The organism is Pseudomonas sp. LH21 (assembly GCF_036549575.1).
Lineage (GTDB): Bacteria > Pseudomonadota > Gammaproteobacteria > Pseudomonadales > Pseudomonadaceae > Aquipseudomonas > Aquipseudomonas peradeniyensis.
Window position 1 is genome coordinate 5,711,830 of sequence record NZ_CP144367.1, and the last position, 13,311, is coordinate 5,725,140.

Consider the following 13,311-nt stretch of genomic DNA (forward strand, 5'->3'; position numbering starts at 1 on the left):
CAATCAGTGCCTCAAGTGGCGGAAAAACTCGGCCGCACACGCAAAACCGGCGCGCAACTTACCTTCACGGCGTGGATGCCGCAAACTTATTTGCCTTTACCTGCCTCCGGGCCGGGAAACCCCGGCCCAGAGGGCCTTGCATCAGGCTTACTTGCCCGACTTGATCTTGGTCCAGCTGCGGGTGATCTCGCGCTGGGCGGTCTTCTCCGGTGCCTTGATGGCGTACAGCTTGGCCTTCACCTCATCGGACGGATAGATCGCCGGATCGCTGGTGATCTCTTTGTCCACCAGCGGGGTGGCGGCCTTGTTGCCGTTCGGGAAGCGCACGGCGTTGGTGATGCCCGCCATCACTTCCGGCTGCAGCAGGAAGTCCATGAACTTGTAGGCGGCTTCGACGTTCTCGGCATCCTTCGGAATGGCGACCATGTCGTAGAAGGTACCGGCACCTTCCTTCGGAATGGTGTAGCTCAGCTTGACCTTGTCGCCGGCTTCATGGGCACGGGCCTTGGACTGTTCCAGGTCACCCGAGTAACCCACGGCCACGCAGATGTTGCCGTTGGCCAGGTCCGAGATGTACTTGGAGGAGTGGAAGTAGGTGATCGAAGGACGGATCTTCAGGAACAGGTCTTCCGCGGCCTTCAGGTCTTCCTTCTTGGTGCTGTCGCTGGGCAGGCCCAGGTAGTGCAGCGCGGCCGGGATCATCTCGGTCGGGGCATCGAGGAAGCTCACGCCGCAGCTCTTGAGCTTGGCGATGTTCTCGGGCTTGAACACGGCATCCCACGAGTCGATCTTGTCCACGCCCAGCGCGGCCTTGACCTTCTCCGGGTTGTAGCCGATGCCGATGGAGCCCCACATGTACGGGAAGGCGAACTTGTTGCCCGGGTCGCTGGCATCACCCACGGCCTTGAGCAGCGCCGGGTCGAGGTTCTTCCAGTTGGGCAGCTTGGAGCGGTCCAGTTCCTGGTAGACACCCGCCTTGATCTGCTTGGCCAGGAAGTTGTTGGACGGCACGACGATGTCGTAGCCCGACTTGCCCGCCAACAGTTTGGCTTCGAGGGTCTCGTTGCTGTCGAAGACGTCGTAGACCACCTTGATGCCGGTCTGCTTCTCGAAGTTGGCCACGGTGTCCGGGGCGATGTAGTCCGACCAGTTGTAGACGTGCAGCACCTTGTCGTCAGCCTGAACAGCGGTGGCCATGGCACCCATCAGGGCGGCGGCCAGCAGCGTCTTGCCCAATTTCTTCATGCGTAATGCTCCAGAATTTATTATCAAGCCATCTGTTCAGCAGCCAGGTACCACGGGACGCGCGTTGGGCGACTAAACAGCCGTTAGTCTGGCAAGTTACAAGGCGCTGTTTCAACCAAAGCAGGGCCTTGCAACGACATTAATGTCACCTCGCCAGCCTAGCAGACTGTCATTTGACCGCTTCGTAGGTCAGGTCCAGGCACTTGCGCGCCTTTTCCACCAGTTCGTCGATCTCTTCGCGGCTGATCACCAGCGGCGGCGCGATGATCATGGTGTCGCCCACCGCGCGCATCACCAGGCCGTTCTCGAAGCAGTGGGTGCGGCAGATCATGCCGACGCCCTTGCCCTCGTAGCGGCTACGGGTGGCCTTGTCCTTGACCAGCTCGATCGCGCCGAGCAGGCCCAGGCCGCGTACCTCGCCCACCAGCGGGTGGTCCTGCAGCTCACGCAGTCGTTTTTGCAAATACGGTGCCGTTTCGTTGCGGGCACGCTCGACAATCTTCTCGTCGCGCAGGATGCGCAGGTTTTCCAGGCCCACCGCCGCCGCCACCGGATGGCCGGAGTAGGTGAAGCCGTGGTTGAAGTCACCACCTTCGCTGATCACCTTGGCCACTGTGTCACGCACGATCACACCGCCCATGGGGATGTAACCGGAGGTCAGGCCCTTGGCGATGGTCATCAGGTCAGGCGCAAGGTCGTAGTAGTCGGAGCCGAACCACTCGCCGGTGCGGCCAAAACCGCAGATCACTTCGTCGGCGACGAACAGGATGTCGTACTTGGCGAGGATCTCCTTGACCTTCGGCCAGTAGGTCTCTGGCGGGATGATCACCCCGCCCGCGCCCTGGATCGGCTCGGCGATGAAAGCGGCGACGTTGTCCTCGCCGACTTCGAGAATCTTCTTCTCCAGCTGCTCGGCCGCCCACACGCCGAATTCGTCCGGGGTCATGTCGCCACCCTCGCCGAACCAGTACGGCTGAGGGATATGCACGATGCCCGGAATCGGCAGGCCGCCCTGCTCGTGCATGCCGCTCATGCCGCCCAGGCACGCACCCGCAAAGGTGGAGCCGTGGTAGCCGTTGATGCGGCCGATGATGGTCTGCTTGTGCGGCTTGCCCTTGAGCGCCCAGTAATGGCGGACCATGCGCAGCACGGTGTCGTTGCCTTCGGAACCGGAGCCGGTGAAGAACACATGGGTCATGCCCTCGGGCGCCACGTCGGTGATCGCCTTGGCCAGCTCCAGCGCCGGCGGGTGGGCGGTCTGGAAGAACAGGTTGTAGTACGGCAGTTCGCGCATCTGCTTTTCTGCCGCCTGCACCAGCTCTTCGCGGCCATAGCCGACCGCCACGCACCACAGGCCGGCCATGCCGTCGAGGATCTTGTGCCCCTCGCTGTCCCACAAATGCACGCCCTGCGCCTTGGTGATGATGCGCGGCCCCTTCTCCTTCAGCTGCTTGTAGTCGCTGAAAGGTGCAAGGTGGTGCTCGCCGCTCAGGGTTTGCCATTCACGGGTTTGCGGGTTGTTGACGCTCATGTGCCTCTCCATTTTCCGGTGGCCGCCCGCAGGCGGCCTCAGGGTTGATCACACAGCAAACAGCAGGAACTCACGCTCCCAGGAGCTGATGACGCGCTTGAAGTTCTCATGCTCGGCGCGCTTGGTGGCGACGTAGCCGGTGATGAATTTCTTGCCCAGGTACTGCACCAGCGCGCGGCTGTTCTCCATGCGCTCCAGGGCGTCCTCGATGGTCAGCGGCAGGCGCAGGTTGCGCCGCTCGTAGCCTCGGCCCTGCACCGGCGCGCTGGCCTCGATGCCTTCGACCATGCCGATATAGCCGCACAGCAGGCTCGCGGCGATGGCCAGGTAGGGGTTGGCGTCGGCGCCCGGCAGGCGGTTCTCGACGCGACGGTTCTGCGGGCCGGCATCCGGCACGCGCAGGCCCACGGTACGGTTCTCTTCACCCCACTCGACGTTCACCGGCGCCGAGGTGTCGGGCAGGAAGCGGCGGAACGAGTTGACGTTGGGGGCGAACAACGGCAGCGCCTCGGGGATGAACTTCTGCAGACCGCCGATATGGTGCAGGAACAGCTCGCTCATGCTGCCGTCGGCGTTGGAGAAGATGTTCTTGCCGGTGGCCACGTCGACCACGCTCTGGTGCAGGTGCATCGCGCTGCCCGGCTCGCCGGTCATGGGCTTGGCCATGAAGGTGGCGGCCACGTTGTGCTTGAGCGCGGCCTCGCGCATGGTGCGCTTGAACACCAGGATCTGGTCGGCCAGGTGCAGGGCATCGCCGTGACGGAAGTTGATTTCCATCTGCGCGGTGCCGTCCTCGTGGATCAGCGTGTCGAGGTCCAGCTGCTGCAGTTCGCACCAGTCGTAGACATCCTCGAACAATGGGTCGAATTCGTTGGCCGCCTCGATGGAGAACGACTGCCGCCCGGTTTCCGGACGGCCGGAACGGCCTACCGGCGGCTGCAGCGGAAAGTCCGGGTCTTCGCTACGCTTGGTGAGGTAGAACTCCATCTCGGGCGCGACGATCGGCTGCCAGCCCTTGTCGGCGTAGAGTTTCAGGACCTTCTTCAGCACGTTGCGCGGCGACAGCTCGACCGGGTTGCCCTTCTTGTCGTAGGTGTCGTGGATCACCTGGGCGGTCGGTTCGATGGCCCATGGCACGAGAAACACCGCGTTCTCGTCGGGGCGGCAGATCATGTCGATGTCGGCCGGGTCGAGCAGTTCGTAATAGATGTCATCGTCGACGTAGTCGCCGGTCACGGTCTGCAGCAGCACGCTTTCGGGCAGGCGCATGCCTTTCTCGGCGATGAATTTGTTGGTGGGCGAGATCTTGCCGCGGGTGATGCCGGTCAGGTCGCTGATCAGGCATTCCACTTCGGTGATCTTGTGCTCTTTCAACCAATCGGTGAGCTGGTCGAGGTTGTGACTCATAAATACCTCAGGAGGTAATGTGGCGCGGTTGAAGGCAACCGGCGGCCACTGACGCCAGGCGTCGGGCAAAGTCGGCGCGCAGGGCGCCGAGGGGCCTGGAAAGGCCCGCGCCTTGATTCTGGATGCTGTGCATGGCTAAAGCAAAAACCCTCGCGCAGGACGACAGTGGCGGCACGCCATGACGGCGCGTCCGGACAGAAAGCGAAGGGCAGAAAGAAAGGAGGTGTTGCGGTAAAGCGTTACGAGGTATGGCTTTTTTACGCGAACCGTCAATTATTGCGGCCAGCGCGGCGCCCCTTCGATGCAGGCGTGCGATGACCGGACGGCAACCGGGAGATGTACCTGAACGCACCGTGCATGCGGCGCTGACAGGTCTCGGCAAGCGGACCATGTGACCCTCGTATTATTGTGTTCTGGGTTGTGACCGAGCTTATCCTCGTTCATTTTTTTACACAACCTCTCCGTAAAAAATAAAACACGCCCTGCTCGGGATAACCCTTCAGGGCGAAAATAGCGGATAATGGCACGCCCCGATATGCAGCAAATCTGCCGTAGATGTGCCATTTAAGGGCATCATGGGCTTGGCTTGACTTCACCTGGTCTTTCCGATTGACTGGGGTTGCAAGCCCCCCTTGATTGATATTTTTAACAACAAAGGTGTTGCATCATGTCGGTACCCCCGCGTGCCGTTCAGCTTAACGAAGCGAACGCGTTCCTTAAGGAACATCCTGAGGTTCTCTACGTTGACCTTCTGATTGCAGATATGAATGGTGTGGTGCGTGGCAAGCGCATCGAGCGCACCAGCCTCCACAAGGTTTACGAGAAAGGCATCAACCTGCCTGCCTCCCTCTTCGCCCTGGATATCAACGGTTCGACCGTCGAAAGCACCGGCCTTGGCCTGGACATCGGCGATGCCGACCGTATCTGCTACCCCATCCCCGGCACCCTCTCCAACGAACCCTGGCAGAAGCGCCCGACCGCGCAGCTGCTGATGACCATGCACGAACTCGAAGGCGAGCCCTTCTTCGCCGACCCGCGCGAAGTGCTGCGCCAGGTGGTGAGCAAGTTCACCGAGATGGGCCTGACCATCTGCGCCGCGTTCGAGCTGGAGTTCTACCTGATCGACCAGGAGAACGTGAACGGCCGTCCGCAGCCGCCGCGCTCGCCGATCTCGGGCAAGCGCCCGCAGTCGACCCAGGTCTACCTGATCGACGACCTCGACGAATACGCCGACTGCCTGCAGGACATCCTCGAAGGCGCGAAGGAGCAAGGCATCCCGGCCGACGCCATCGTCAAGGAAAGCGCCCCGGCGCAGTTCGAAGTCAACCTGCACCACGTCGCCGACCCGCTCAAGGCCTGTGACTACGCGGTGCTGCTCAAGCGCCTGATCAAGAACATCGCCTACGACCATGAAATGGACACCACGTTCATGGCCAAGCCCTACCCGGGCCAGGCAGGCAACGGCCTGCATGTACACATCTCCGTGCTGGACAAGGATGGCAACAACATCTTCACCAGCGAGGATCCCGAGCAGAACGCCGCGCTACGTCACGCTGTCGGCGGTGTGCTCGAGACCCTGCCCGCTTCGATGGCGTTCCTCTGCCCGAACGTCAACTCGTACCGCCGTTTCGGCGCGCAGTTCTACGTGCCGAACGCACCGAGCTGGGGCCTGGACAACCGCACCGTGGCCCTGCGCGTGCCGACCGGTTCGGCGGACGCCGTGCGCATCGAGCACCGGGTGGCCGGCGCCGACGCCAACCCGTACCTGATGATGGCCGCCGTGCTGGCCGGCGTGCACCACGGTCTGACCAACAAGATCGAACCGGGCGAGCCGATCGAAGGCAACTCGTACGAGCAGTTGGAGCAGAGCCTGCCGAACAACCTGCGCGATGCCCTGCGCGAGCTGGACGACAGCGAGATCCTCAACAAGTACATCGATCCGAAGTACATCGACATCTTCGTCGCGTGCAAGGAGAGCGAGCTGGAGGAGTTCGAGCATTCGATCTCCGACCTCGAGTACAACTGGTACCTGCATACCGTGTAAACGAAAACGCCGCCCACAAGGGCGGCGTTTTTGTTTGGCCCGCAGATACACCCATCCATGTGTAGGAGCGGCCTTGTGCCGCGAAAGGGGTGCGAAGCGCCCCCAAGATTTGTGCATCAATTCTGAAATTGCCGGGGCCGCTGCGCGGCCCTTTCGCGGCACAAGGCCGCTCCTACAAGGGCCGTATTTACTGTCAGAGCGGCTTCTCGAAGATCTTCGAATTGCGCTGGTAGTTGTACAGCGAAGCCCGCGCCGCCGGCAGCCGTTCCACGCCACTGGGCGCGAAGCCTCGCTCTCGGAACCAGTGCGCGGTCCGGGTCGTCAGCACGAACAGGGTATTGAGCCCCAGCTTGCGCGCCCGCTCCTCGATGCGCTCGAGCAGTTCGTCGCCACGCCCGCCATGCCGGTACTCCGGGTTCACTGCCAGGCACGCCAGCTCCCCGGCCTCGGAGTCGGCAATCGGGTACAGCGCCGCGCAGGCGATGATCATGCCCTCGCGCTCGACCACGCTGAACTGCTCGATCTCCCGCTCCAGCACCTCGCGCGAACGGCGCACCAGGATGCCCTGCTCTTCCAGCGGGCTGATCAGCTCCAGCAGGCCGCCCACATCCTCGATGGTCGCCTCGCGCACCACTTCGAACTGCTCCTGGGACACCAACGTACCGCCACCGCCACGGGTGAACAGCTCGGTCAGCAGCGCACCGTCCTCGGCATAGCTGACGATATGGCTGCGCGCCACGCCGCCCTTGCAGGCCTCGGCGGCGGCGTCCAGCAGCTCGGCCTGGTAGTCGCTGCCCAGGCGCTGCAGGTGCGGGGCGATCTGCTGCGGCCGCAGCTCGCGCACCAGCTGGCCACGCTCGTCCAGCAGTCCCGGTTCGGCGCCGAACAGCAGCAGCTTGTCGGCGCCCAGCTCGATGGCGGCGCGGGTGGCCACGTCCTCGCAGGCGAGGTTGAAAATCTCGCCGGTCGGCGAATAGCCCAGCGGCGACAGCAGCACGATGGAGCGCTCGTCGAGCAGGCGGTTGATGCCCTTGCGGTCGACCCGGCGCACCTCGCCGGTGTGGTGGTAGTCGACCCCTTCGAGCACGCCGATCGGCCGTGCGGTGACCAGGTTGCCGGAGGCCACCCGCAGGCGCGAGCCCTGCATCGGCGAGGCCGCCATGTCCATCGACAGGCGCGCCTCGATGGCCAGGCGCAGGGCGCCGACCGCATCGATCACGCAATCGAGCGTCGCCGCGTCGGTAATGCGCATGCCGTGATGGTAGTGCGGGGTCAGGCCGCGCGCGGCCAGGCGGCTTTCGATCTGCGGGCGCGAGCCATGGACCAGCACCAGGCGCACGCCAAGGCTGTGCAGCAGCACCAGGTCGTGGACGATGTTGCCGAAGTTCGGGTGTTCGACGCCGTCACCGGGGAGCATGACCACGAAGGTGCAGTCGCGGTGGGCGTTGATGTAGGGAGACGCATGACGCAGCCAGTTGACGTAATCGGGCATGACAGGGCCTGTGGATAAGTGAACGGAGAACGAAAAAGCGCACAACGTTCGAAAGTCATCGTCGGAACAGGCTTGCGGTCACACGCGGTCTCCTCTGCTCAGGGAAAGATCAATGGCTCAGGCAATAGTGCCGGATCAGGTCACGCAATAGACGCACGGTAGGCTCGATTCGTGACATTTCAAGGTATTCGCCGGGCTGGTGGGCACAGGCGATGTCCCCCGGGCCGAGCACGATGGTCTGGCAACCGAGCTGCTGAAGATAAGGCGCTTCGGTGCCGAAGGCCACCGCTTCGGCGCGGTGGCCGGTCAGGCGTTCGGCCAGGTGCACCAGTTCGCTGTCGGCGTTCTGCTCGAACGGCGGCACTTCGGGGAACAGCGGCGCATAGTCGATACGCACGTCGTGGCGCTCGGCCAGTGGCGCGATCCTGCCGCGGATCGCCGCGCGCAGCTGCTCTACATCCATGCCCGGCAGCGGGCGCAGGTCGAATTCCAGGGTGCACTGGCCACAGATGCGGTTGGGGTTGTCGCCGCCATGGATGCAGCCGAAGTTCAGGGTTGGCGTCGGCACCGTGAACTGCGGGTTGCGGTACTGCTCCTGCCAGGTGCGACGCAGGCCCATGAGCTCGCCCATCACCGCGTGCATGGCTTCCATGGCACTGCGGCCCAGGCTCGGATCCGACGAATGGCCACTGCGCCCGAGGATATCGATGCGGTCCATGAGGATGCCCTTGTGCATCCTGATCGGCTTGAGCCCGGTGGGTTCGCCGATCACCGCCGCCCGTCCGAGCGGCTGGCCGGCCTCGGCCAGGGCGCGGGCGCCGGACATCGAGCTTTCCTCGTCGCAGGTGGCGAGGATCAGCAGCGGTTGCTTGAAATCGTGCTCGAGCAGCGGGATGACCGCATCGATGACCAGGGCGAAGAAGCCCTTCATGTCGCAGCTACCCAGCCCGACCCAGCGGCCATCAACCTCGGTCAGCTTGAGCGGATCGCTGCTCCACAGTTGCGGGTCGTAGGGCACGGTATCGCTGTGCCCGGCCAGCACCAGGCCGCCCGGGCCGGTGCCGCGGCTGGCGAGAAGGTTGAACTTGCCGGGGCTGACCTGCTGGATCTCGCAGGTGAACCCCAGGTCGCCCAGCCAGCCGGCCAGCAGGTCGATGACCGCGCGGTTGGACTGGTCCAGCGCAGGCTGGGTGCAACTGACCGAGGGCGCGGCGATCAGGGCGGCGAACTGGTCTTTCAGCGACGGCAACGGCATGCGCGGACTCCTCGGAAGCGTGGCCCATCATAGCAACGCGAAAGCATCGCGGGGCAAGCCCGCTCCCACGAACAAGGATTCAGGCCGTAACTACGGTAGACTGCACGCCTACGACGCCCCTTCCCGAGCCCGCGATGCACAAAGAAACCGAACTCAAACTCCGCGCCAGCCGCGAGACCCTTGCCGCGCTGCGCGAGCACCCCCTGCTGAAGAAGCGCAACAAGTCTGGCTGGCAGACCCGCGAACTGCTCAACCAGTACTTCGACACCCCGGAGCGCGACCTGTCCGCCGCCCGCGTCGCCCTGCGCCTGCGCCGCGATGGCGAGGTCATCATCCAGACCCTCAAGTGCCGTGGCCAGAGCGTCGCCGGGCTGTCCGAGCGCAACGAGCACGAGTGGCACCTGGACAAGGTCAAGCTCGACCTGAAGAAGCTCGACGCCACCTGCTGGCCCGAGCAACTGGCCGAGCTGGACAAGAAGACCATCAAGCCGCTGTTCACCACCGACTTCACCCGCGAGTACGCCGAGATCGCTTGGGGCCGCGGCAAGGCGAAGGTAGTGATCGAGGCCGCGCTGGACCAAGGTTTCGTGATCGCAGGCAAGCGCAAGGAAGAAATCTGCGAGCTGGAGCTGGAACTGCGTGAAGGCACCCCTGAGGCGCTGCTGGAGCTGGCCGCCGAGTTGGCCGCCAGCCTGCCGCTGATGCCCTGCGACATCAGCAAGGCCGAGCGCGGCTACCGCCTGCTCGATCCGGACAGCTACGAGCTGGGCCTGCCGGTGACCGAACTGCAGGCCGAGATGCCGCTGGACGACGCCTATGCCGCCCTCGCCTGGCAACTGCTGGGCAGCAGCCAGCGCCTGGCCGAGCAGTATCGCCACAATGGCCACTGGCGCCTGCTGCAGGACTGGGTTCGCTGCCTGGCCGAACTGCGCGCCCTCACCGCCAGCCTTGGCCAGGCCGCGCCGCGCCCAACCACTCGCGCCCTGCGCGCCAGCCTCGACGCGCTGCTGGAAGACTGGCGCCCGCTGGTGCTGGCCGGCAACGATGACGAGGACATTCGCCGCGCCGCCCCCGAGCAGTTCGCCGAAGAGCTGGAAGACCCGCGTTGGGGCCAGTTCTCCCTGGAGACCGCGCGCTGGCTGAGCGCCCGCGCCTGGACCGCCGAGCGCAAGGGCCGTGGCGAGCGCCAGGGCAAGGCGCAGCTGGCCAGCTGGCTGCAGCACCTGCTGGGCGAGGAGTCCCGCGCCCTGAAGCTGCCGCTGTACGTGCAGCGCCCGGAAGACCTGGCCGAGCAGCTGCCACGCATCGAATGCGTGCAGACCTGGCTGCACCACGCCCGCCAGGTACTGGACCTGCCACAGCAGGACCGCCTCTACGGCGAGCTGAACAAGCTGCACGAGCTGGCCGAGCAGCCGCTGGTCGAAGAAGGCAAGGAAGAACTGCTCGAAGCCCGCATCGAGCAGGCCCGCGCCATCGAGCAGAACCGCGCCTGGAAGCACCTGCTCAAGGCCTGAGTCTGTACTGCCCGCTCCTGCACTGCGCGGGAGTGGGCTTGCCCCGCGATCGACGCTTCAGGGTCTCAACGGCAAGCTGGTGGTCGACTTGATCTCCGACAACGCCACGATCGAATTCACTTCCTGGATACCCGGCACGTTCGATAGCTTTTCGAAGAAGAACCGCTCGTAAGCCTCGATATCCGAGGTGACAATGCGCAGCAGGAAGTCCACCGCCCCCATCAGCACGTAGCATTCCAGCACTTCGGGAAAACCGCGGATGGCCTCGGTGAACTCGGCGAAGTTCGACCGCCCGTGGGCGTTGAGCTTCACTTCGGCAAAGATCTGCGTGTTCAGCCCCACCTTCTTGCGATCCAGCAGGGTCACCTGCCCACGGATCACGCCCTCCTCCTTCAAGCGCTGGATGCGCCGCCAGCACGGCGACTGCGACAGGCCCACACGCTCGGCGATCTGCGCGCTGGACAGTGACGCGTCCTCCTGCAGCAGTTCGAGGATCCGCCGATCATAGGCATCCAGTTCGCCATGCATCATCAATTCTCCAAAGTCTGACTTTGCGAATTGAATTATTCGCAAACAATACAAAATACTTAAATCATAGCGAAAAAATACCACCACCAACGTGCAAGAATTTCTCCAATTTCGCGGAGAAACGCCATGCACGCAGCCGAACACCCCAGGATCGACGCCTGGGCCGCCAACACCGCCCACAGCACTGTCCACTATCGCCTGCAGGCCGAGGCGGAACCGGACAGCCTGTGCCGCGTGCTCAACCTGTTCGCCCTGCAGTTCCTTACGCCGCACAGCGTGCGGGTCAACCAGTGCGATGACCTGCTGGACATGGAAATCGGCATCGGCGGCCTGAGCTGGCACCGCGCCGAAGTCATCGCGCAGAAGCTGCGCAACCTGGTCTGCGTGGCCGATGTCAGCCTGGAGTGCCGGCCACGCCTGGCGCAGGCCGCCTCGGCCTGATCGCGCTCCGGCAAGATTCCGAAACCCTTTATTCACCCGACCGGCGCGCCCTCTGGCTAGCCTTGCCAGCGTCATGGATCACCTGGCAGGGATATCGCCATGTTCGCCAACGCTAGCCAAGACCTGGACCTGAACCGGCTGCTCGACGCCTTGCTCGCCGAACAGCGGATCGCCGCGTGCGACGCGCTCAAGGCGCTCGAGCGGGCCAGGCAACACCCCGACGAACATCCCCTGGAGCTGATCGCCGAGCTGGCCCTGCCGGACCCGTTGCACCCTGGCCAGCGCCTGAACCTCGATGCGCTCTGCCACTGGCTGGCCGACCAGGTAGGCCAGCCGTTTTTGCACATCGACCCGCTGCAGGTCGACCTGGCACAGGTCGCCAACCTGATGTCCGCAGCCTTCGCCGAGCGTCACGGTATCCTCGCCGTGGCGCTGGATGACAGCAGCGTGACCGTGGCCAGCGCCCAACCCTATCGACGTGACTGGGAAGCCGACCTGAGCCAAGGCCTGGGCAAGCGCGTGAAGCGTGTGCTGGCCAGCCCACGGCAGATCCGCCAGCTGACGTCCACCTTCTTCGGCCTCGCGCATTCGCTGCGCGGCGCCGGACAGCCCCCGGCAACCGGGCTCGGCGAGCTGGAGCAACTGCTGGAGCTGGGCGCCAGCCAGGCCCAGGCGGGCGCCGAGGATCAACATGTGGTGCGCATCGTCGACTGGATGCTGCAGTACGCCATCGAGCAACGCGCCAGCGATATCCACCTGGAACCGCGCCGCGAACAGGGTCACCTGCGCCTGCGCATCGATGGCCTGCTGTACCCTGTCTACGCCTTCCCGGCGGGCGTCGCCCTGGCCATGGTCAGCCGCCTGAAGCACTTGGGCCGGATGAACGTGGCGGAGAAACGCCGGCCACAGGACGGTCGCCTGAAAAGCCGCCTGCCGGATGGCGCGCAGATCGAACTGCGCCTGTCCACGCTGCCCACGCCATTCGGCGAGAAGCTGGTGCTGCGCCTGTTCGATCCGCAGCTATGCCACGAAGCCCTCGAACACCTTGGCCTGGAGGCGCCCTTGCTGGCCCAGTGGAAAGCCCTGCTGCAGCGGCGCCAGGGCATCCTGCTGGTGACCGGCCCCACCGGTTCGGGCAAGACCAGCACCCTGTACGCCAGCCTGCGCCACCTAGCCACGCCCCAGGTCAACCTGTGCAGCATCGAAGACCCCATCGAGCGCCTGGAGCCGGCGATCAACCAGTTGCAGGTGCAACCCGGCCTGGGCCTGGGCTTCGCCGAAGGCGTGCGCGCCCTGCTGCGGCAAGACCCGGACATCATCATGATCGGCGAGATCCGCGATCAGGAAACCGCCCAGGTGGCGGTACAGGCGGCCTTGACCGGCCACCTGGTGCTGTCCACCCTGCACACCGACGATGCCTGCGCGGCGATCACCCGCCTGCAGGAGCTGAAGGTGGCCGACTACCTGATCAGGGCCACGTTGCTCGGGGTCATGGCCCAACGACTGGTGCGCACCCTATGTCCGGACTGTCATGGCGTGGAGCATGCCGATCGCCCCGCCTGCCAGACCTGCCGGGGCAGCGGCTTTCATGGCCGCACCGGGCTGTTCGAGCTGCTCCGGGTCGGCAGCGCGCTGCGCCAGCGCATCACCCCGGGCGCCGACCTGGAGGCGCTGCGCCAGCAGGCGGCCGCCGATGGCCTGCACGACCTGCGCCGCTGCGGGCGCCGGCTGGCCGAGCAACGGCTGACCTCCCTGGAGGAAGTGCTGCGGGTCTGTGGATAAGTAAGAAATCCCCTGTGTGGTCGGGAACTTGGCAGCGGTAAACCGGATCAAACCGGCATTCCGACAGCCCTC

10 protein-coding genes are annotated in these 13,311 nt (G+C 64.5%); 4 read left to right on the plus strand and 6 right to left on the minus strand.

Going from position 1 to position 13,311, the window contains the following annotated elements; translation table 11 throughout:
- Positions 1-147: 147 nt before the first annotated feature.
- The 3 genes from VUG52_RS26000 to VUG52_RS26010 form a co-directional block, all read right to left on the minus strand.
- Positions 148-1,245, minus strand: coding sequence for a polyamine ABC transporter substrate-binding protein (locus tag VUG52_RS26000; RefSeq protein WP_011536274.1), 1,098 nt, complete (start codon positions 1,243-1,245; stop codon positions 148-150).
- Positions 1,246-1,414: 169 nt separating this feature from the next.
- Entirely contained in the window at positions 1,415-2,776 is a 1,362-nt protein-coding gene (locus VUG52_RS26005; protein WP_050707431.1) for an aspartate aminotransferase family protein, read from the minus strand.
- A gap of 48 nt (positions 2,777-2,824) precedes the next feature.
- Complete coding sequence (locus tag VUG52_RS26010) at positions 2,825-4,183, minus strand: glutamine synthetase family protein (protein WP_028688542.1); 1,359 nt, start codon at positions 4,181-4,183, stop codon at positions 2,825-2,827.
- Positions 4,184-4,850: 667 nt separating this feature from the next.
- Between VUG52_RS26010 and VUG52_RS26015 the strand changes: the two genes are divergently transcribed.
- Positions 4,851-6,227 carry a glutamine synthetase family protein gene (locus VUG52_RS26015; RefSeq protein WP_050707432.1) on the plus strand — a complete coding sequence of 459 codons (1,377 nt, stop codon included), beginning with the start codon at positions 4,851-4,853 and terminating at the stop codon, positions 6,225-6,227.
- Positions 6,228-6,420: 193 nt separating this feature from the next.
- Here the strand turns inward: VUG52_RS26015 and argA are convergent, their stop codons facing one another.
- Both argA and argE read right to left on the minus strand, forming a co-directional pair.
- A complete protein-coding gene (gene argA, locus VUG52_RS26020) occupies positions 6,421-7,719 on the minus strand; it encodes an amino-acid N-acetyltransferase (RefSeq protein ID WP_262950754.1) in 1,299 nt (432 codons plus the stop codon).
- A 109-nt stretch (positions 7,720-7,828) separates the two neighbouring features.
- The gene (gene argE, locus VUG52_RS26025) at positions 7,829-8,974 is read right to left on the minus strand and encodes an acetylornithine deacetylase (protein WP_331832260.1); all 1,146 of its coding nucleotides are present in this window, start codon (positions 8,972-8,974) and stop codon (positions 7,829-7,831) included.
- A gap of 134 nt (positions 8,975-9,108) precedes the next feature.
- Between argE and VUG52_RS26030 the strand changes: the two genes are divergently transcribed.
- Positions 9,109-10,488, plus strand: a complete 1,380-nt coding sequence (locus tag VUG52_RS26030) for a CYTH domain-containing protein (RefSeq protein ID WP_050707435.1) — start codon at positions 9,109-9,111, stop codon at positions 10,486-10,488.
- Between the two features lie 57 nt (positions 10,489-10,545).
- Here the strand turns inward: VUG52_RS26030 and VUG52_RS26035 are convergent, their stop codons facing one another.
- The gene (locus VUG52_RS26035; RefSeq protein WP_050707492.1) at positions 10,546-11,016 is read right to left on the minus strand and encodes an Lrp/AsnC family transcriptional regulator; all 471 of its coding nucleotides are present in this window, start codon (positions 11,014-11,016) and stop codon (positions 10,546-10,548) included.
- A gap of 126 nt (positions 11,017-11,142) precedes the next feature.
- Here VUG52_RS26035 and VUG52_RS26040 point away from each other — a divergent pair, with 126 nt between their 5' ends.
- Complete coding sequence (locus VUG52_RS26040) at positions 11,143-11,457, plus strand: hypothetical protein (RefSeq protein WP_050707436.1); 315 nt, start codon at positions 11,143-11,145, stop codon at positions 11,455-11,457.
- 99 nt (positions 11,458-11,556) lie between these two features.
- Entirely contained in the window at positions 11,557-13,239 is a 1,683-nt protein-coding gene (locus VUG52_RS26045) for a GspE/PulE family protein (RefSeq protein ID WP_331832261.1), read from the plus strand.
- Positions 13,240-13,311 lie beyond the last annotated feature (72 nt).